Here is an 18,710-nt window from a genome sequence, read left to right on the forward strand (position 1 = left end):
GAGTTATAGCTCATCAGGCTTTTTTTTATTTTTTCCAAAACTCAGGAACAAAAAGAATAAAGACCGTATAGATTTCCAAACGCCCTAGAAGCATACAAAGGGTCAAAACCCACTTTGCAAATGCCGGTAAATGAGCAAAGTTTTCGGCCGGTCCAACAGACCCCAACCCCGGACCAATATTCCCTAAACACGCCACTACCGCAGCAAAAGAGGTGAGAACATCAAGCCCTGTTGCAGAAAGCAGAAAACCGGAAAGAACAAACACAGCCAAATAAATTACGAAAAAACCAAGCACGCCGGACATAACACTTGCCTGAACAGTTCGCCCGCCAAGCTTAATATGCTTAACAGCTCTTGGGTGAACAAGCCTGAACAGTTCATGGTAGCCCTGCTTTAATAGCAGTTGAAGGCGCATACATTTCATACCGCCACCGGTTGAACCGGCACAACCACCAAGAAACATCAGGAAAAGCAATAACGCTTGAGCCAATGGTGCCCACTGCTCATAATCAGCCGTCGCGAAACCGGTTGTCGTACAAATTGAAACAACCTGAAAAGCTGCATACTGAAGGGACGACGCAAAGGAATCATAATTTGAATCATACACCGTAAACGTGATGATCGCGGTAAATAAAACAATTATGATTGTATAAAATCGAAACTCAGAATCCTTCCAAAAACACTTGGCATCGCCTGCCAGAGCCCTGAAATGCAGAGAAAAGTTTGCACCAGCGATAAACATAAAGATTGTGATAACCCAATCAATATATGCGCTGTCATAATAGCCTGCAGAAGTATTCTTAGTTGAAAAACCACCTGTAGCCATTGTACCGAAGGTGTGACAGATGGCATCAAACAAATCCATCCCGCCAAACATCAACAATACACAGAGCAAGAAAGAGAAAAGAACGTATACCTTCCACAATGCAGCAGCAGTATCTTTAATACGCGGCTTCAATTTGTCCGGCACAGGGCCGGGCACTTCAGCTTTGTACAACTGCATACCACCCACCCCTAGAAAAGGAAGAATGGCCAAGGAAAGGACAATAATTCCCATCCCGCCTAACCAGTGAGTTAAACTACGCCACATAAGAAGGCTTTTTGCGACAGATTCAATATCTGTCATGACGCTGGAACCCGTGGTAGTAAAACCGGAAATTGATTCAAAAACGCAGTCAGTCCATGTTGGAAAAACATTTCCGAAGTAGAACGGCAGAGCACCTGCTAAGCCGGCAGCAAGCCAACCCACAGCTACAATTGCCATCCCTTCTCTATGGTTCATCATGAGTTTTTGTTTTGGACGGAACATCAAAAAAAGAGCAGCCCCACTCCAAAGAGTAACCACGGTTGAAAGCAACAGCGGGATCAAGCCCTCATCCTGATAATACAACGCCCAGCCAATAGGAAAGAACATCGTGAGACCAACAGCCCCAAGCAATGCTCCTATAATATAAAGGCAATATGTTACTCGCATACAGTACCTACACGGATTGCAACGTTACTAACAGAGCTTGTTCAACTCGTGCAACGTTTTCCGGAGTAGTCAGAATAATGATGCGGTCATCAGGATGGATCACACTGTCACCACTTGGGATAATCACTTCTCTTCCACGCATGATACCGATAACAAGCGTACCTTTCGGGAAAGGAAGATCTTTAATTGGCCTGCCTACAATTTCTGAATTATTTTCGGCAATTGCCTCTAATGCTTCAGCACCTTCACCGCTGATGGATACGGAAGAAAGCACCTTACCCTGACGAACATACTGCAAAATAGAGTTAACCGCAGATAATCGAGGTGACACCGAATGGTCAATACCAACAGCCTTAATCAAAGGCTGGTACGCCAACTTGTTCACACGGGTAACGGTCTTTTTCACACCCATATTTTTAGCAAGCAATGAAGTGAGAATATTCGTTTCTTCATCAGATGTAAGGGAGATAACAACATCCATCTCTGCAATATTTTCTTCCTGCAGAAACTCCTGATCCGTCCCGTCACCACAAAGCACAAGGGGAGCATCAAGTTTTTCGGCTAAAACACTGCATCGATCTGGGTTAGAGTCCACGATCTTTGTATGAATGCCTTTTTTCTCGAAGAGAGAGGCAAGACGGAAACCAATGTTGCCGCCACCAATAATAAACGCGTTCTTAATAGGATCAAGACTACGTCCGCACGCATTGCGAACAGACTCAATACTTGTGTCCTTACATACGAAGTACACTATATCGTCTTGCTGTATTCTATCGCTACCACCTGGAATAATGAGGGCGTCATTACGTACAATGGCAGCAATAATAACGTCTTTATCAGGCACAACGCTTCGAAAGTTCATCAATGTTTGATCAAGAAGCGGGCCATGCCCCATACGAACACCAATCAGTTTGATCTTACCTGCTGCGAACTCGTTATAGTCAACAGCACCCGGCATAGATAACAAACGATCGATACTCTTAATAACTTCAACTTCAGGGTTGATAATAGCAGAAATATTGAGAAGATTTTCTGAAAGCTCTTTACTGTATCCACTGTATTCTTCATTACGAATACGTGCGAGCTTCTTTGCGTTTGGCGCAATAATATTCGCGAACAAACAGGCGATAATGTTGACTTCATCGCTGTCAGTCACTGCCAGAAAAATATCTGAATCAGCAGCGCCAGCATTTTTTAGCACTTCTGGACTGGAACCAGAACCAAGAATGGTCTGCACATCAAGAACCTCTGAGATTCTTCGCAGCGCATTTTCATCCTGATCAATCACAACAACCTGCTTATGTTCCTGAGCAAGTCTGTGTGAGATATGATAACCAACTTCGCCAGCTCCGACGATAACAACTTTAAGCTGGTCAACCTTAGGTTCCCGATGGAATAAACGCATAAAGAGAGTAACTCCCAAAAACGTGAGACATAAAAAAAGTTAGGGGCATACGCCCCGAATTAGTGACCACTTGAAGATACCTGCCACTAAAAATGTCTCACAGCTAATTGAAATCTCAACAGCATAACAAGTGCACACACCACACCTTTTACACTGCATTGAAACAGACGTAACAATTACATCAGCACTTTTTATTGGAAGGTATCTTGGTCAATAAAAAAATTTACCAGATTCAAGATACAACATCAACCAAGCAGAGTAATTGAAAAAAAGGAAAGAAAAAAAGCCCGCTTGAAAGCGGGCTTTTTTTGAAAAGTCAAGCAGGACAGACTAGGCTTTAATGCCAGCAACAGCCTTGCTCAGACGGGAGATCTTGCGTCCAGCGGTTTTCCAATGGATAACGCCTTTACCGGCTGCTTTATCCAGAATACCGTTAGCTACGCGGAGAGCTTCCTGAGCTTTCGCCAGATCTTCTTCGAGTACTGCTGCGCGAACGTCTTTAACAACGTTACGTACGCGAGTTTTCATTGCGCGGTTGCGTGCAGCACGCTTAAGGGACTGACGATGTCTCTTGATGGCAGATTTATGGTTAGCCAAGGTAATTTCCTCCAGAACTATATGGTAGTAAGATTCAAAATAAAGACCTTACTGGAACACGGGAAATAGCTCATTACGCGCATAGCTGCGCACTGTCAACTCATTTCCCATTTTTTATCAATGTATCCCAGCAAACAAACAGACTACATCTGCAATGCAGAGAAGTCCGCAAGACGGCCAAGCTGCTGTACAAGAGCACTCAGCAAATTCAATCGGTTTGCACGAACTTTCTGATCGTCGCACATAACCATTACATTATCAAAGAACGCATCAACAGCTGGACGAAGCTCAGCCAATAACGCGAAGAGTGCGTCAAAGTCTTCTTCAGCCCAAAGCTGTGCAAATTTAGGCGCTACATCTTCGAGTGCCTTTGCAAATGCCTTCTCTGCGTCATTTTCAAATAAAGCAGCATCGTATGTTCCACTCAGCTCAACGCCGGCTTCACTACCCTGCTTACGGATAATATTTGCAGCACGCTTGAAGGTAAGAACAGCCTGATCAAAGCCCTCGCCTTTACTGTAAGCAGAAAGAGCTTTCAAACGGGCATCTGCTGCCCATACGTCATCAGAATCTGCCGCAAGAACAGCTTCAACCAACAGGGTCTCATAGCCTTTGCTGGTAAAGTAGTTCTTCAAACGCTGAGCAAAGAATTCATTCAACTTTGTGAGTGCTTCCTTCTCTTCAAGCTTCCATGCAATACCTTCGTAGCGTTTCTGAGCAGCAGCAAACAGCTCTGATGCAGAAATACGAAGGTGTTTTTCAATAATAATACGAGCGATACCAAGACAGCAACGACGTAAAGCATACGGGTCTGCTGCACCGGTAGGAATCATACCAAGCCCGAAACAACCTGCAAGTGTATCAGCTTTGTCAGCCATAGAAACCAAAGCACCACCCATTGTGGAAGGTACTGGAGAATCAGGACCAGCTGGCAAATATTGTTCTGCAATAGCCTGAGCTACTACTTCTGTCTCACCTTTGCGGGATGCATAGATGCCGCCCATAATACCCTGAAGGCTGTCAAACTCGCCAACCATTTCAGAAACAAGGTCAGCCTTACAAATGCGGCCTGCACGTTCAGCATCAGTTGCAATTTCAGGAGCAACCTTTGCTGCAACTTCAGCACAAAGACCGGAAATACGGCGAGTTTTATTCCCCATGCTGCCCAATGGAGCAAGGAAAATAACACTGTCGAGCTTTTCCAACCAAGTATCGATGTCGACTTTAAGGTCTGTGTTCCAGAAGAAGCGACCATCTTCAAGACGAGCACGAAGTACACGTTCCCAACCTACTTTTACAACTTCCATTTCATTAGGAGTTGTGTTGAGCACTGTCAGGAAGTGCGGCAATAAATTACCTTGTGCATCTTCAACACCAAAACTCTTCTGGTGGCTCTGCATGCTGGTTAATAATGCCTGACGAGGCAATTCAAGGAAGGAAGCATCAAAATCACCAAGACAGGCGATTGGATGCTCTACAAGCCCTTGAACTTCATCAAGCAAACTGTCTTTCCAGATAATACGACCACCCGCTTTTTCAGCGAGAGCATTACCTTCTTCAATAATTTTTGCACGACGCTTTTCAGCAGAAAGTACTACAGCACATTTCTCTTCGATTGTTGCGTAGTAGTCGGCAGCATTTGCCACAGCAAAGGGACCAGCGGCATGAACGCGGTGACCGTATGTTTCATTGCCAGACTGAAGTTCAGCAACTTCAAATGGTACAACTGCATCGTCAAGCATTGCCAGCACCCAGCGAACTGGACGGGCAAAAGTAAATTCCTGATCGCCCCACTTCATTTTCTTTGCAAATGGAAGGTGTGCAATCAACTCAGGACAAAAAGCTGCAAGCAGGTCAGCAGTTTTTGCGCCACCCATTTTTTTACGCACTGCAAGGTATTCACCTTTATCAGTTTCAAGGCGGAATGCATCTGCAAGGTCTACACCCTGAGTTTTCGCAAAACCGGCAGCAGCTTTGGTCGGATTACCGTCAGCATCATAAGCGATACGAACAGGAGGGCCCGGAATTACTTCTTCACTCTCTTTCTGAACCTGAGCAATGTCGTAAACCATAACAGCAGCACGACGAGGGGTTACATGCGATTCTACCTTATCAAATTCCACATTGGATTCTTTGAGAAAGCTAGAAAGGCGAGTAATTAATTCTTTCTCCAACCCCTTTTGAAAACGGGCGGGAAGCTCTTCTGTGCCGATTTCCAAAATAAATAAGGACATCTCAATTCTTCCTATGGACTAATCGTTATTTTTTGCAGGCATCAACGGGTAACCAAGCTCTTCACGCTGCTGTGCGTACAAACGGGCAACAGCAGAAGCAAGAGCACGTACACGACCAATGTAGCCGGTACGCTCTGTAATGGAAATCGCGCCACGGGCATCAAGCATGTTGAAGGTATGTGAACACTTCAAACAGTAGTCATATGCAGGAAGCGGAAGTCCGTTCTCACAAAGCTGCTTACACTCTTTTTCAAACATATTGAAAAGTTCAAGAAGCATTTTTGGATCACTGTGTTCAAAGTTGTACTTTGACATTTCCACTTCGTTCTGGTGGTAAACCTGACCGTATGTCACTGTGTCGTTGTACATAAGATCGTACACAGATTCTTTTTCCTGCAAGTACATGCAGATACGCTCAAGACCGTAAGTAATTTCTACACTTGTAGGGTGAAGATCAATACCGCCGACCTGCTGGAAGTACGTAAACTGAGTTACTTCCATGCCATTCAGCCAAACTTCCCAGCCAAGCCCCCAAGCACCGAGGGTTGGAGATTCCCAGTCATCTTCAACAAAACGAATGTCGTGTGCGGCAGGATCAATACCTAAAGCACGCAAGCTATCGAGATACATTTCCTGAATATTATCAGGAGAAGGCTTTAAAATAGCCTGAAACTGGAAATAGTGCTGCAGACGGTTAGGGTTTTCACCGTAACGACCGTCAGTAGGACGACGGGAAGGCTCTACATAAGCTGCCTTCCATGGCTCCGGACCGATAACACGCAAAAATGTTGCGGGGTTAAACGTACCGGCACCGCACTCGATGTCGAACGGCTGCTGCAATACACAGCCCTGTTTGGACCAGAAGTCCTGCAGGGTGAGGATAACGTCTTGGAAGTTCATGTTGTTCCCCTGAATACTATATTCTCTACACGGCTTATGCCGAGTTGTTGTGGTAACTTTATGTTCCGCTAAACGCGTCTAAACATTCCGTTTTCCCAGGAAAGACCTATATGATATTGGATAAAACCGTCAATAGCTCTTGAAATCTCTTTACGAGCCTTTACTGAAAGCTGAAGCTCTGTCCAACGAAGCGGAGAATTTTCCTGCACAAATCGCAAAGCGTCAAGAGATTCCTTACTTAATCTGAACCTTGGGCCTTGCGTTCTTGCACATGCTGCACAAGTCAGCACCCCCTCTTGAACATGAAAAACCGGATATTTCAAAGAATTAGAGCAAACCTGACACACATGTAACTCAGGATTATACCCTTGATCGAAAGCAAAGCGTGCTCGAAAAAAAATCGGCCATAACTTGTCCAACGAATCCGCTTCGTTCAATAACACCAGCATTTCAGAAAAAAGGCTATAGGCAGCAGGGGCACCTTCAAAAGATATACCCATTGCTTCCATAAATTTTTGGCAGTTCACTGCTAACCCGAGCCGTTCATGGCTGACACGAAGGTTATCCGGAGAGTCCATCAATGTCCCCTCCTCCAGTGAAAAATATGTTGCGAGCTTACTGCCTTTTACTCGAAACAACACGCGGTTTAAATGATCCAGACACCCGCAAAAACGCCGTCTGCTTCGACACCCGCCAAAAGCGAATGCATTCATAATTCCACGTGTGGGAGACAAAAAGCGGACCCATAGGTCCGCTTCTTTAAATCTTCCAATACGGAGGATAATAACTTTTTCAGTAAATTCCATCAGAGCTATGAAGCGGTAATATGTACTGTACGTACCTTACCATCTGCACCGTTAAAGGAATAAGGAGTGCCATCAAGGGTCAAGGAAATCCCACCGGAATTGCCTAAGCGCAAGGAGAGGTTTTTAGGAAATTTTACAGTGTAACCTTGTCCGTTACGAAGTAAAAATTCTTTACGAGTAAAGTCATCTCCAGTCGCTTCAACCCAGCAATCAGCAGTTGCTTCAATACGTAACGTGCGCATTACAGCTTGCTTTTTATCTTCTGTCGCCTTGATTTCAACAGTCTCTTCTGCTGTTTTTTGTTCAACAACATCAGAAGGCGCAACGACTGGTGCCGCCGCAACGCTAGGAGTCTTGTTTTCAACAACAGGCTCTGTTGCAGGCGCTTCCACCTCTGAGGTAGAAGGCTTTGCTTCCTCAGCCACCTCTATCGCCTGTTCCTGTACTGCTGGTTGCTCAATCGGGGCAGTTTCAACAGCAGGTGCAGCGGGCTCTACCTCAACAGTCTCAACTTCTGCAGATGACTGTTGAACTGGAACCTCTACGGTAGCTTCTTCTGTACCAAGCAGGGCAGTACCGGATTGCATATAAAAGTAGCCCGCCACAGCGAGACCCACAATCAACAATACAATAATAATGAGCTTTACCGGACAACCTTTTCTCTCCCTTCGGGAAATAACAGGCTCGGCAACTTCTTCCTCAAGCTCGTCTTTATACGCAACATCTACAATTGCACCAAGCTCTTCAGGATCAAGCCCTAAAACCATTGCATAGCTTTTAACAAAACCTTTTACATACACTGCATGAGGCAGCTCTGATTTAGTACCTGATTCTATAAATGCAAGCGTGCGCGGTGCCAATTTAATGCGTTCAGAAAGTTCATTGAGGGATAAACCTTGACGTTCACGTTCTTCACGCAACAGGGTTCCGAGCTCCAGCATTTCAGACATCTGTACCTCCACTTACAGTCGGACGTCTACGACTGCATTATTACGCAGTTTTTCAGCGTATTCTTTAAAGCTTGCTTCAAGACGTGGTGCTCTCAGCTTCGCTTCAATTTGCTGCGCCACTTCATCAAGCGGACGCAATGAGCCTTTAGTCTTACTGTGCAATTTAATAAGTGCTTTTGAAGATCCAAGGGCAAGAACGTCAGATACGGAACCATCTTTCATTCCTTCAACAGCTGCAAGCATCTGTGGAGAAACATCCTTTTTACCAAGTTCACCAAGGTATCCGCCCTGCTCTTTACCTGGACCTACAGAATATTTTTGAACTGCTTCTTCAAATGAAATCTTACCTGCAGAAAGTTCGCTACGGACATCCGCAGCATCAACAGCAGGGTCAAATACGAGCAAGCTAACTTCTACTTTTCCATCTGCTTCAAACTCTGCACGATGTTCATCATAAAAACGTTTGATCTCATCTTTTGTGATCACAACTTTACGACCAACCATTGCACCGAGAAGACGCTGACGAATAATAGAAACTCGCACTCGTTCTTTCACAGACTCAACAGTGAGTCCTTCATTTACAATCTGCTCTTTTGCTTTTTCAAGAGTTAAGCCGCGCTGCTGTGCCAGCTTTCGCAGCTCATTTTCAATCTCTGCCTCTTCAACGGTAATACCGCGACGCTCAGCATCCTGCAAAAAGAGTTTTTCAGAAACCACGTTCTCAAGAACTGTCTTTAAAACAGATTTAGCTTTCGGGCTTTCTGCATATTTTGGATCAAGCACTCCGGCCTTTTTTAATTCCGGAATTGCCAACTGTTTCAAATCATACAGTGTTACAATTTCACCGTTCACAACAGCGGCAATCTTATTAACTAACTGCTCAGCATGAACAGGTGCAGCGAACATAACAACAGCTGCCAGCGCAAGTAACAATCTGGAGGCCATACTTTTCTCCCAATATAGGTGATAAACATCTGCACACCACAGCTCCCCTCGTAGTGCGCGAGTTCTTACTTCTTGGGTCTGTATTATCTTTTACGCAATTATGCAATAATGAGAAAAATCAGACCCGCTAACGTAAACAAAAATTGTTTACAGCATTTATCAATTTAATTTCAAGGCTATGGATCAGAGGGTTTGCCAACTTCAGAGGCTGGCTCCCGATACGGCTCTTCCTCCACCTCTTCTTGTTTCGCAGAAGAAGTAGATAAAACCTGCTGGTTATTACTGTCATTCAATTTTTGAGCAAGCAGTGGAGTAACTTCTATTTTTGTTTCTGCAACCTGCTTTTCAAGCCACCCAACAAAAGCATCGTTCATTTTCCGGTCAATCAAAACACGTTCGATGACCGAATATGCTTGTGAAGGCCCAAGTAATTTTTCAGGAAGTACTGCCAACAACACAAGTTGTTCAAAGCCGTAAGCCGTCATTGAAACGTTACTGCTACTTTTCGTGTCCATCTGCTGCAGCATAGATGCCCACTGAACCGGTAAACGGTCTTTTTTCAACTTGAGTTCTCTAACAGTAACTTCTGAGCCAAAGCTCTCAACAACCTTCTTCCAATCTTCCGCCTTCTCCAAAAGATAAGAAGCCCGCTGCACTTTCTTTCTATCATTCCCCTTCACAAGCAAAACATGCACTCGTTCCGGAATGTAGAACTCTGAGAGATTCTCTTTGTAATAACGTTCTGCCTCTTGGTACGTAAGAGACACAGTAGGACGCAGAACGTCATTAAAGAACATTTTCATTTCCATATGACGTTTTAAAAACAAGCGCCACACTGCAATATCAATATATTCTTCCGTCAACGTTCTTTCAAAAAGATCGTCAGGATAATCAGCTCTGATAGCAGCTTCTTCTTTCTGAACATCTTCCGCGGAAACACTGAGACCTTCTTCTGCTAATGCATGACTGATCAGCTTATGAACAATAAGTTCTGAGAGTACATTTCCATACTCAGCACTTAATGCGTCAACAGAAGGGACAATACCAGAGACCCAGCCAAGATTATTTAAATCGTAGCGAGCCTCCAGCTCTTTGAGGTAGATAGGTTCTCCATTAACCCGTGCAACAACACCTTTTTCTTCCGGATGCTGCGTACAAGCAGTGAGAACAAGAACAATCAGCAAAAATATGAGTCGACGCATTCGTTACCTTTTATGCAGTTACAAGAGGTTCAAGTTCTTTTTTCAGTATAGCAAGGCGGGTACGCAAATCATCGTCCCCTTTCAAACGTAATTCTAATGTTGCAGGTGGTGTAAGCTTTGCGCGATCAATATTCTCGTTCACCCACCCTACAAGCAACGCCGGAGAAATGACATCTGCATTCTCTGCCCATGTAAGGCGTACTTTGTCACGCAAAATATCTGCACGCTCAACCTGTATAGCCATAAGGAAACGTTTGAACTCAAGAACGCCAAGGAAGCTCACAAGTTCTGGCGGCAAGGCACCAAATCGATCCCGAATCTCAAGCTCAACATCCTGCATATGAACAAGGTCAGTAGCAGAAGACAATGCTTTATAAAATTTAAGACGCTCTTTTCCATCCGGAATGTAAGATTCAGGGATATGCGCATTAATGCCGAGATTAATTTCTGTCTCAACAACAACACTCTCTTTCTCACCTTTCAGACGTTTCACTTCGGCTTCAAGCATTTCAAGGTACATATCAAGACCAACACGAGCCATTTGACCGGACTGTGCTTCACCAAGGATATTACCCGCTCCGCGCAAGCGCAGATCTTCCATTGCAACTCTGAAACCAGCTCCAAGGTAGTCAAGCTCCAAGATAATACGGAGTCGTTTACGAGCGGGAGCAGGCAGCTTGTCCAAGTTGTTAACAACAAAAACGGCATGCGCCTGACGGTCTGAACGCCCGACTCTACCACGCAACTGGTAAAGCTGCCCAAGTCCGAACATCTGAGCCTGATCGACAATCAGCGTATTCGCGCGTGGGAAATCAAGACCGGACTCCACAATTGAAGTACACACAAGAACATCAAGCTCGCCATGCCAAAATTGATGCATTGTTTCTTCAAGATTCTTTTCAGACATCCGGCCATGCGCCATACCGATACGAGCGTCAGGAACGAGTTCCCGAACATATTCAGCAACGCGCTCCAATCCTTCGACACGGTTATATACCCAAAAGACCTGACCGTCACGAGCAAGCTCACGCTCAAGAACGCCTTTAAGTTCCTGCGCATCTCTTTCAATCAACGCAGTTTGAACAGGCTTACGCCCTACAGGAGCAGTCTCAATGACTGAAAGTTCACGAACGCCGGACATAGAAAGCTGCAATGTTCTTGGAATCGGCGTTGCGGTCAACGTCAGTACATCAACATTCCGCTTCAACTTTTTAAGCTTTTCTTTATGGCGGACACCAAAGCGCTGTTCTTCATCAAGAACAAGGAGACTAAGATTTGGCAAATCTACGTCATCAGATAAAAGTCGATGTGTACCAATTAAAATATCAATTTGACCACGTGCAGCAGCAGACAGGACTTCTTTCTGACGGCTCTTCGTAACAAATCGGCTCAACAGCCCAATATGAACTGGGAATCGCGACAAGCGGCTTTTGAACGTCTGATAATGCTGCTCCGCAAGGACAGTGGTAGGACAAAGTAATGCCACCTGCTTTCCTTCACAGGCAGCTCGGAAAGCCGCCCGGATGGCAACTTCAGTCTTCCCAAAACCAACATCACCACAAACAAGTCTATCCATTGGCTCCGGCTTCTGCATGTCATCAAGGACATCTTGAATTGCCCGAGCCTGATCCGGAGTTTCTTCAAACCCAAAGGAGGCTTCAAATTCTCTATACAACTCATTGACAGGGCCATAGGAAAACCCTTTTGCAATCCTTCGCCACGCATACATTTCCATGATATCATGAGCAATTTTTTCAATTGCCTTACGGGCTTTGGACTTACTTGCCTGCCATGCAGCACCGCCAAGTTTATCTAATGGTGGTGTTGCACCGTCGGGACCTTTAAAAAGCTGAATGAGCGACAGTCTGTCTACTGGAAGATAAAGTTTATCCTCTCCTGCATATTGCAATAACAAAAAGTCGTTCGAAACATCTCCGAGATCTAACCGGTGAAGTCCACCAAAGGTAGCAATACCGTAATCTCTATGAACAAGATGAGCACCGACTTTAAGATCATCATAATCTTTTAAACCGGAAAAAGCGCCGGAACGCGCTCTGCTTTGCCGTTCGACTTTTGGCTGAAGTACATCTTCACCAAGCAGCAGAATGTTGTCCCACTCAAGTTCAATCCCGCGCCTGAAAGATGAAACAAGGGCAAACAGCCCTCTCTCTTTAGGGGCATAGCACATATGCGGCATCAAGCCGTCTTGCTCTGCCAGTGTTAAAAATTTCTTTCGACTACGATCGGTGGCGAAACTCAACACAACTTGACGCTTCTCTTTGATCCACTCCCGAAGTCGGGCAACTAATGTGTGCCACGGGCGTTCTGCGTCTTCCGGTCTTTGGAAGATATCCTGAAAGGCCCCATAACTACGTTCTTGTAGCGTAGAGCCTTGAACCTCTACGCCCATTTTTAATTCTTCAAAGTGTGCTCTTCGAGCTTTCTGCCATACAGCACCAGCGGCATCTGCAGCACGCAGCACGGTACTCACAGGTTGGCGAACGCCATTTTCTTGAGCCTGCTCATCTAAAAAAGTAATCCAAGCACGCTCAGACTCTTCCAAAGCCTCATTCATGCCGCCTTCAGACGGTAGAATGTATATGGCATTCTTCGGCAGCCAGCTTTCAAGAAAGCTTGAATTTTTATAAAAACATCCCGGAAGAAACGTGTAATCACCGTGTTGAGCAGCATGTTGCAGCGCAGAGGCCTGTCCTTCTGCCAACACACCATCTGACTCCAACTTTTTCCACCAGACAGATGCCTGAGCTACATTCGAGTCATTTAAAACTACCGGAGCAGCAGGAAGCAATACTAACTCTTGTATATTGCCCCGAGACCGCTGAGAAGTCGGTTCAAAAAGCCGTATTTCTTCAAGAAGATCTCCAAAAAACTCCATGCGAATAGGAAGCGTGAAACCGGGACAGAAGATATCGAGAATATCCCCGCGCAACGCAATTTCACCTGGCTGAGTAACTAGTGGTACACGGGTATACCCCCATTCCACGGCCTGCTCTATAATAAGATCAGGGCCAGTCTCATCACCAATAGTCAGTAATAATTCATTGTGGTCAAAAATATCTTCAGGAGGCAGTGCGGGCAGAAAATTATCTATGGAAAGAAGTATACCTTGCGCTGAACGCTTTAGTCCCAGACCATACAAGCTTGCCATGCGGGTAGCCCAACGCGACTTACCGTACGTTCCTGCTGGGTGCTGTGGAATAGTAATCCACTCATCATCCCATTGCGGAGTTGCTAAGGGCGCAGGTCCTCTGGAACAAGTTGGAGTAAACAGACGTAACAAACCGTTCAGTTCCGCAAACTCTTTCGCGTCACGTGCGATAACCACCACGTTCTCACCCCTGTCACGCAAAGTACGCGCAAGCCGAGCCTGACTGGCAGGTCCACTGCGCGCTACATGAACAACGGCATCTTTTTCATTCTGGATTTTTCTGACTAGTTCAGAAAACAGCACTCGTCACTGCTCCCGCATTTTTTATTAACCACACTGAAAAAAGCCGCCAGCCCTAAGGAAGGCAGGCGGCTTTTGCTTCTCGAAAAAGTTACTACGATACCCGTAGCAGCCTTATGGAAAAACTACATTTGTCCAAGCACATCGAGATCTTCATTAGAAAGCAAACGATCAAGATCAAGCAAAATAAGTAAGCGATCCTGAAGTTTACCAACACCACTGATGTACTCAGATTCCATACCTGCAACAACAGCCGGAGGCGGCTCAACCGTGCCTGCTGGAATACGCAGCACCTCGGACACGGAATCGACGACAAACCCGACAATCATGTTGTTGATTTCGATTACAATGATTCGGGTGTGTTTGTCATGCTCTTTGGAGCTAAGCCCGAAACGCCTTCTAAGGTCAATGATTGGAATCACTTTACCTCGAAGGTTAATTACCCCCTCAACAAAATCCGGAGCTTTTGGCACTTTAGTGATTTCCATAGTACGAATAATTTCCTGTACTTTAAGGATATCAACACCAAATTCCTCTTCACCTATACTAAAGGTGACAAGTTGCATCAGCTCGTCATCCTGCTTCTTCTGAGGCTCATTCATACAGAACAACTCCTTGCTTTCCCGAGCAGCGTAGTACGGGAAAAATTTAGTGAATCGACATATACCTGTTCTCACAATCCAAAGCAACTACAGGACGATACCACCCCCCATAAAAGCGGTTGTAAAAATACACAGTGTTGGATAGTATAACATCGCTCAAAAGCAATTGAGTACAACGCTATCCGCGAGGAGTACCAAATTGATGGCGAACATCTTACCATTCCCTGAAGAAACGCCGCTTGCCATGCAAATTAAATCACTTGGCGACGAGGAACTTCTTGATTTCTGGGAAGAAACACAATTTCTTGAACGCTTTCTGAAAGAAGGCACTCCTGTGCAGAATCAAGATTCAATGCAATATGAAAAACTGATTCTACAGGAGCTTCAGCTGAGATCATGCAGGCGCTGTGCCGCTACTGCTCAACTATAAAGATTTTTCCTAAAGAAAAACCCTGCCGTTGAATCCTCATCGGCAGGGTTTTTCTTTTCTTAAACTTTATCACTACCACTCTTAGACAAGTGGCCTTTTTCAGCTACTCAGCTTTACGTCCAACGCAGAAATACGCAAAACCTTTTTCTGCCATTGTTGCAGCATTGTACAGGTTACGTCCGTCAAACAAAATTGGAGCTGTCAGCTGCTCTTTGACACGATCAAAGTCCGGAGTGCGGAACTGATGCCACTCTGTAACAACCATCAGAGCCTGCGCTCCCTCAAGAGCCTCATATTGCTCATCAACAATCTCCACGAGATCATTGTCAGCAAAACGTTCCTTCACTTTTTCACCGGCAACCGGATCAAACGCGCGAATTCGCATACCTTTTGAGGTCAGCTCTTCGATAATGGCTAATGAGGCAGCCTCACGGGTGTCGTCTGTATTCGCTTTGAAAGCAATTCCCCACAGAGCCAATGTTTTTCCTTCTACTCCACCCTGTGGTTCAAAGTATTCAACAAGACGCTCTGCCATACGTTTTTTCTGACGTTTATTTACGTTATCCACAGCTTCAAGAAGCTCTGGGGTGTATTCATACTGATGTGCAGTATGGATCAACGCTTTTACGTCCTTAGGGAAACAAGATCCACCGTAGCCTACACCCGGATAAATGAACTCATACCCAATGCGGTGGTCAGAGCCAATACCGGTACGAACGTCACGAACGTCTGCGCCAACGCGCTCACAAATGTTTGCAACTTCGTTAATAAAGGAAATCTTTGTAGCCAGCATGCAGTTTGCTGCATATTTGGTCATTTCTGCGCTACGCACACCCATTACAATAAGTTTTTCGCGACTACGGGCAAAAGGCGCATACAATTCGCCAAGGACGGCAGCTGCATTTGCATCATCTGTACCTACAATAACACGATCCGGCTTCATAAAGTCATTCACCGCGTCCCCTTCCTTGAGGAACTCAGGGTTGGAAACAACTGTGAAGTCAATAGACACGCCGCGCTTATCCAGCTCTTCCTGAACAAGAGAGCTTACAAAATCAGCAGTACCTACAGGCACTGTAGACTTATCTACAATAATTTTCGGAGTAGTCATCACCGCACCGATCTCGCGTGCAACCTGCTCAACATAACAAAGGTCGCAAGAACCATCATCGCTTGAAGGGGTACCAACGGTAATAAAAACAACGTCGCACTTTTCAATGCCTTCTTGAAGGCTGGTTGTGAAGGTCAAACGCTTTTCTGCATAATTGCGCTGAACAAGCTCTTCTAATCCAGGTTCCCAAATATGGACTTGACCATTAGAAAGCATTTCAACAACGTCAGGATTTACATCAACACATGTGATTGCATTTCCCATTTCTGCAAAGCAAGCTGCGCTTACAAGACCAACATAGCCAGTGCCGACAATACAAACGTTCATAAAACGAACTCCAGTTCATCCCTGCTGAGATGTCAGATTTCATATAATTTTCAAATTTCATGTAAATATGGACACACTCCTTACTGAGTTGTATCCCATGAGTCAATTATGTGCAGGTTTATGTCATTATCACATGTTTCTTGAAAAGATAATGACACATTAAAAACTCACACGAAACATGATACTTTTTTCACATACACTCAATACACTTTATGCATGAAGTTTATTGTAAAAGAGTGTATAAAAACTGTTGAGTCCGAAAAAACTATGTTTTCATTGTTCTCGACTTTATATAAAGTGATTAGATACATATGGGTTTACTTATATGAGGAGAAGATATGCCCGTTTTAGTAGTTAATGTTGATCATGTTGCAACCCTTAGGCAACAACGTTTAGGAATTGAGCCAGAACCGGTAACTGCTGCACATTTTGCAGAGCTTGCAGGTGCTCGCGGTATTATCATGCACCTTCGCGAAGACCGTCGCCATGTTCAAGACAGAGATATCGAACTTGTATCTCAGTGTCTTAACACCCGTTTCCACTTCGAGATGGCTGCAACCGAAGAAATGAAAGAAATTGCGCTTCGCATTAATCCATACATGATTTGTCTTGTACCGGAAAAACGAGAAGAACTTACCACAGAAGGCGGACTTGTCGTAGCCGGCCGAGAAGACTTTTTCCGTGAATACCTTGCACCGTTCCACGCAGCAGGTGTAAAATCCAGTCTGTTTATCGAAGCCAGCGAAAAACAGATTGATGCAGCACATGCTTGTGGTGCTGAATATATTGAACTGCACACTGGTCATTTTGCAGACGCAAAAACTGAAGAAAAAATGCAGCTCGAACGTGACAAGATCATCAAAGGCGTAGCATACGCAAAACGTCTTGGTCTGAAGGTAAACCTCGGTCACGGCCTCAACTACACCAACGTATACGAATTTGCTAATGTTCCGGGTATTGACGAGTACTCCATTGGACACTCTATTGTTTCCCGTGCCGTTCTTGTGGGTATGGATCGCGCTGTACGCGAAATGAACGACATCATCAGCACTTTTGCTGAATAAGAGTACAGTGGGGCTGCACGGTGATTGTCGGACTTGGTATTGATACTACAGAGCTGGATCGTATCCAAAAATCGTACGAGCGTCATGGCGAGCGATTTACTTCACGCATTCTGCATCCAAATGAAGCTGCTGTACTCCCTAAACATCCTGTAGCGTTTATTGCCGCACGGTTTGCAGCCAAGGAAGCTGCAGTAAAAGCACTCGGAACAGGATTCACACAGGGAATTCAATTTCAAGATATTGAAATTAAATCTGAAGCTTCAGGAAAACCTGTTTTGATTCTCCACAACAAGGCCGCAGAAATTGCAGATTCATTATCTGCCTCAAAGTACCACGTCAGTTTAACTCATGGCAGAGATACAGCTTCTGCTGTTGTTATTCTCGAATCGTTATAGTCATCATCCGTTCTACGGAGGCTCAATGGTTTACATTCCACTGCCCACACCGGCAGAAATGAACAGTTGGGATACTCAGGCAATCACCACCTACGGTATCCGTGAAGAAATTCTGATGGAAAACGCCAGTCGAGAAGCATTACACGTGCTTCTCGATCTGGCGGGTTCCGTCGCAGACAAACGCATACTCGTTTTTATGGGAAGTGGAAACAATGGTGGCGATGCAGCCGCAATTGCAAGACACCTTCACAATCTTGGTGCAAATGTACTCCTGCTTCATACCAAACCAATAAAAGCCTACCGCAAAACAGCAGGCTACCACTTTACTCTGGCTAGAGGCATCGGCACGCCCCATGCTCTACTCACACAAAAAAGTGCGAATCGACTACTTAACACAGAGCGACCTGACATACTTATTGATGGGCTCCTTGGCACAGGACTACGTGGGACTTTGTCTCCCGAAAAAGAACACCTTATTACGTCAATGAATAAGATGGGCGAGGCAGCTTTTGTATACTCTCTCGATATCCCGTCAGGTCTTCACGGAACTCTTGGTACAGTATCTCCTGTTGCAGTTAAAGCTGATGCAACCGTAACTTTTGAAGCCGCGAAATGCGGACTCATGATGCCTGAAGCCAAACCATGGGTTGGAAAGCTCTATACCCGCGCTATAGGTATTCCCACACAGGTGCAGGAAACACATCCAGCATCGCATTTAGGAATGACAGCAAAGATCCTTGAATTACGTCAACCGTTATCCAATGCAATGCATAAAGGGTCGGCTGGAAAAGTTCTCATT

At 45.1% G+C, this 18,710-nt stretch carries 16 protein-coding genes; 4 read left to right on the top strand and 12 right to left on the bottom strand.

The window, feature by feature from the left end; translation table 11 throughout:
* Positions 1-25 precede the first annotated feature (25 nt).
* The 11 genes from QZY95_RS03430 to QZY95_RS03480 all read right to left on the bottom strand — a co-directional run bounded on the left by QZY95_RS03430 (position 26) and on the right by QZY95_RS03480 (position 14,584).
* The gene (locus tag QZY95_RS03430) at positions 26-1,474 is read right to left on the bottom strand and encodes a TrkH family potassium uptake protein (protein WP_290919364.1); all 1,449 of its coding nucleotides are present in this window, start codon (positions 1,472-1,474) and stop codon (positions 26-28) included.
* Positions 1,475-1,481: 7 nt separating this feature from the next.
* On the bottom strand, positions 1,482-2,879 hold the full coding sequence (gene trkA / locus QZY95_RS03435; RefSeq protein WP_290919366.1) for a Trk system potassium transporter TrkA: 1,398 nt from the start codon (positions 2,877-2,879) through the stop codon (positions 1,482-1,484).
* A gap of 330 nt (positions 2,880-3,209) precedes the next feature.
* Entirely contained in the window at positions 3,210-3,476 is a 267-nt protein-coding gene (gene rpsT / locus QZY95_RS03440; protein ID WP_066852638.1) for a 30S ribosomal protein S20, read from the bottom strand.
* A 143-nt stretch (positions 3,477-3,619) separates the two neighbouring features.
* On the bottom strand, positions 3,620-5,710 hold the full coding sequence (gene glyS, locus QZY95_RS03445; protein WP_290919370.1) for a glycine--tRNA ligase subunit beta: 2,091 nt from the start codon (positions 5,708-5,710) through the stop codon (positions 3,620-3,622).
* Between the two features lie 18 nt (positions 5,711-5,728).
* The gene (gene glyQ / locus QZY95_RS03450) at positions 5,729-6,610 is read right to left on the bottom strand and encodes a glycine--tRNA ligase subunit alpha (protein ID WP_290919372.1); all 882 of its coding nucleotides are present in this window, start codon (positions 6,608-6,610) and stop codon (positions 5,729-5,731) included.
* Between the two features lie 68 nt (positions 6,611-6,678).
* Positions 6,679-7,416 (bottom strand): DNA repair protein RecO, encoded by a 738-nt coding sequence (recO, locus tag QZY95_RS03455; protein ID WP_290919374.1) that lies wholly within the window; start codon positions 7,414-7,416, stop codon positions 6,679-6,681.
* Positions 7,417-7,421: 5 nt separating this feature from the next.
* Complete coding sequence (locus QZY95_RS03460; protein ID WP_290919376.1) at positions 7,422-8,366, bottom strand: RodZ domain-containing protein; 945 nt, start codon at positions 8,364-8,366, stop codon at positions 7,422-7,424.
* Positions 8,367-8,378: 12 nt separating this feature from the next.
* Positions 8,379-9,311, bottom strand: coding sequence for a peptidyl-prolyl cis-trans isomerase (locus QZY95_RS03465; protein WP_290919378.1), 933 nt, complete (start codon positions 9,309-9,311; stop codon positions 8,379-8,381).
* A 176-nt stretch (positions 9,312-9,487) separates the two neighbouring features.
* On the bottom strand, positions 9,488-10,513 hold the full coding sequence (locus QZY95_RS03470) for a peptidylprolyl isomerase (protein ID WP_290919380.1): 1,026 nt from the start codon (positions 10,511-10,513) through the stop codon (positions 9,488-9,490).
* Between the two features lie 10 nt (positions 10,514-10,523).
* Positions 10,524-13,985 (bottom strand): transcription-repair coupling factor, encoded by a 3,462-nt coding sequence (gene mfd, locus QZY95_RS03475; RefSeq protein WP_290919382.1) that lies wholly within the window; start codon positions 13,983-13,985, stop codon positions 10,524-10,526.
* Positions 13,986-14,107: 122 nt separating this feature from the next.
* The gene (locus tag QZY95_RS03480; RefSeq protein ID WP_074215450.1) at positions 14,108-14,584 is read right to left on the bottom strand and encodes a chemotaxis protein CheW; all 477 of its coding nucleotides are present in this window, start codon (positions 14,582-14,584) and stop codon (positions 14,108-14,110) included.
* 202 nt (positions 14,585-14,786) lie between these two features.
* On the opposite strand from QZY95_RS03480, the gene QZY95_RS03485 reads away from it, so the two are divergent.
* Positions 14,787-15,014: a hypothetical protein gene (locus tag QZY95_RS03485; RefSeq protein ID WP_290919386.1), complete on the top strand. Its 228-nt coding sequence runs from the start codon at positions 14,787-14,789 to the stop codon at positions 15,012-15,014.
* A 103-nt stretch (positions 15,015-15,117) separates the two neighbouring features.
* Here the strand turns inward: QZY95_RS03485 and QZY95_RS03490 are convergent, their stop codons facing one another.
* Positions 15,118-16,452: a UDP-glucose/GDP-mannose dehydrogenase family protein gene (locus QZY95_RS03490; protein ID WP_290919388.1), complete on the bottom strand. Its 1,335-nt coding sequence runs from the start codon at positions 16,450-16,452 to the stop codon at positions 15,118-15,120.
* A 338-nt stretch (positions 16,453-16,790) separates the two neighbouring features.
* Here QZY95_RS03490 and QZY95_RS03495 point away from each other — a divergent pair, with 338 nt between their 5' ends.
* From QZY95_RS03495 to QZY95_RS03505, 3 genes are all read left to right on the top strand, one after another.
* Entirely contained in the window at positions 16,791-17,516 is a 726-nt protein-coding gene (locus QZY95_RS03495; protein WP_290919391.1) for a pyridoxine 5'-phosphate synthase, read from the top strand.
* Positions 17,517-17,536: 20 nt separating this feature from the next.
* On the top strand, positions 17,537-17,911 hold the full coding sequence (locus QZY95_RS03500) for a holo-[acyl-carrier-protein] synthase (RefSeq protein WP_290919393.1): 375 nt from the start codon (positions 17,537-17,539) through the stop codon (positions 17,909-17,911).
* A gap of 25 nt (positions 17,912-17,936) precedes the next feature.
* Positions 17,937-18,710, top strand: a 774-nt coding sequence (locus QZY95_RS03505) for an NAD(P)H-hydrate epimerase (RefSeq protein ID WP_290919395.1), incomplete at its 3' end; no start/stop codon positions are given.

Source organism: Halodesulfovibrio sp. (genome assembly GCF_015482765.1).
Lineage (GTDB): Bacteria > Desulfobacterota > Desulfovibrionia > Desulfovibrionales > Desulfovibrionaceae > Halodesulfovibrio.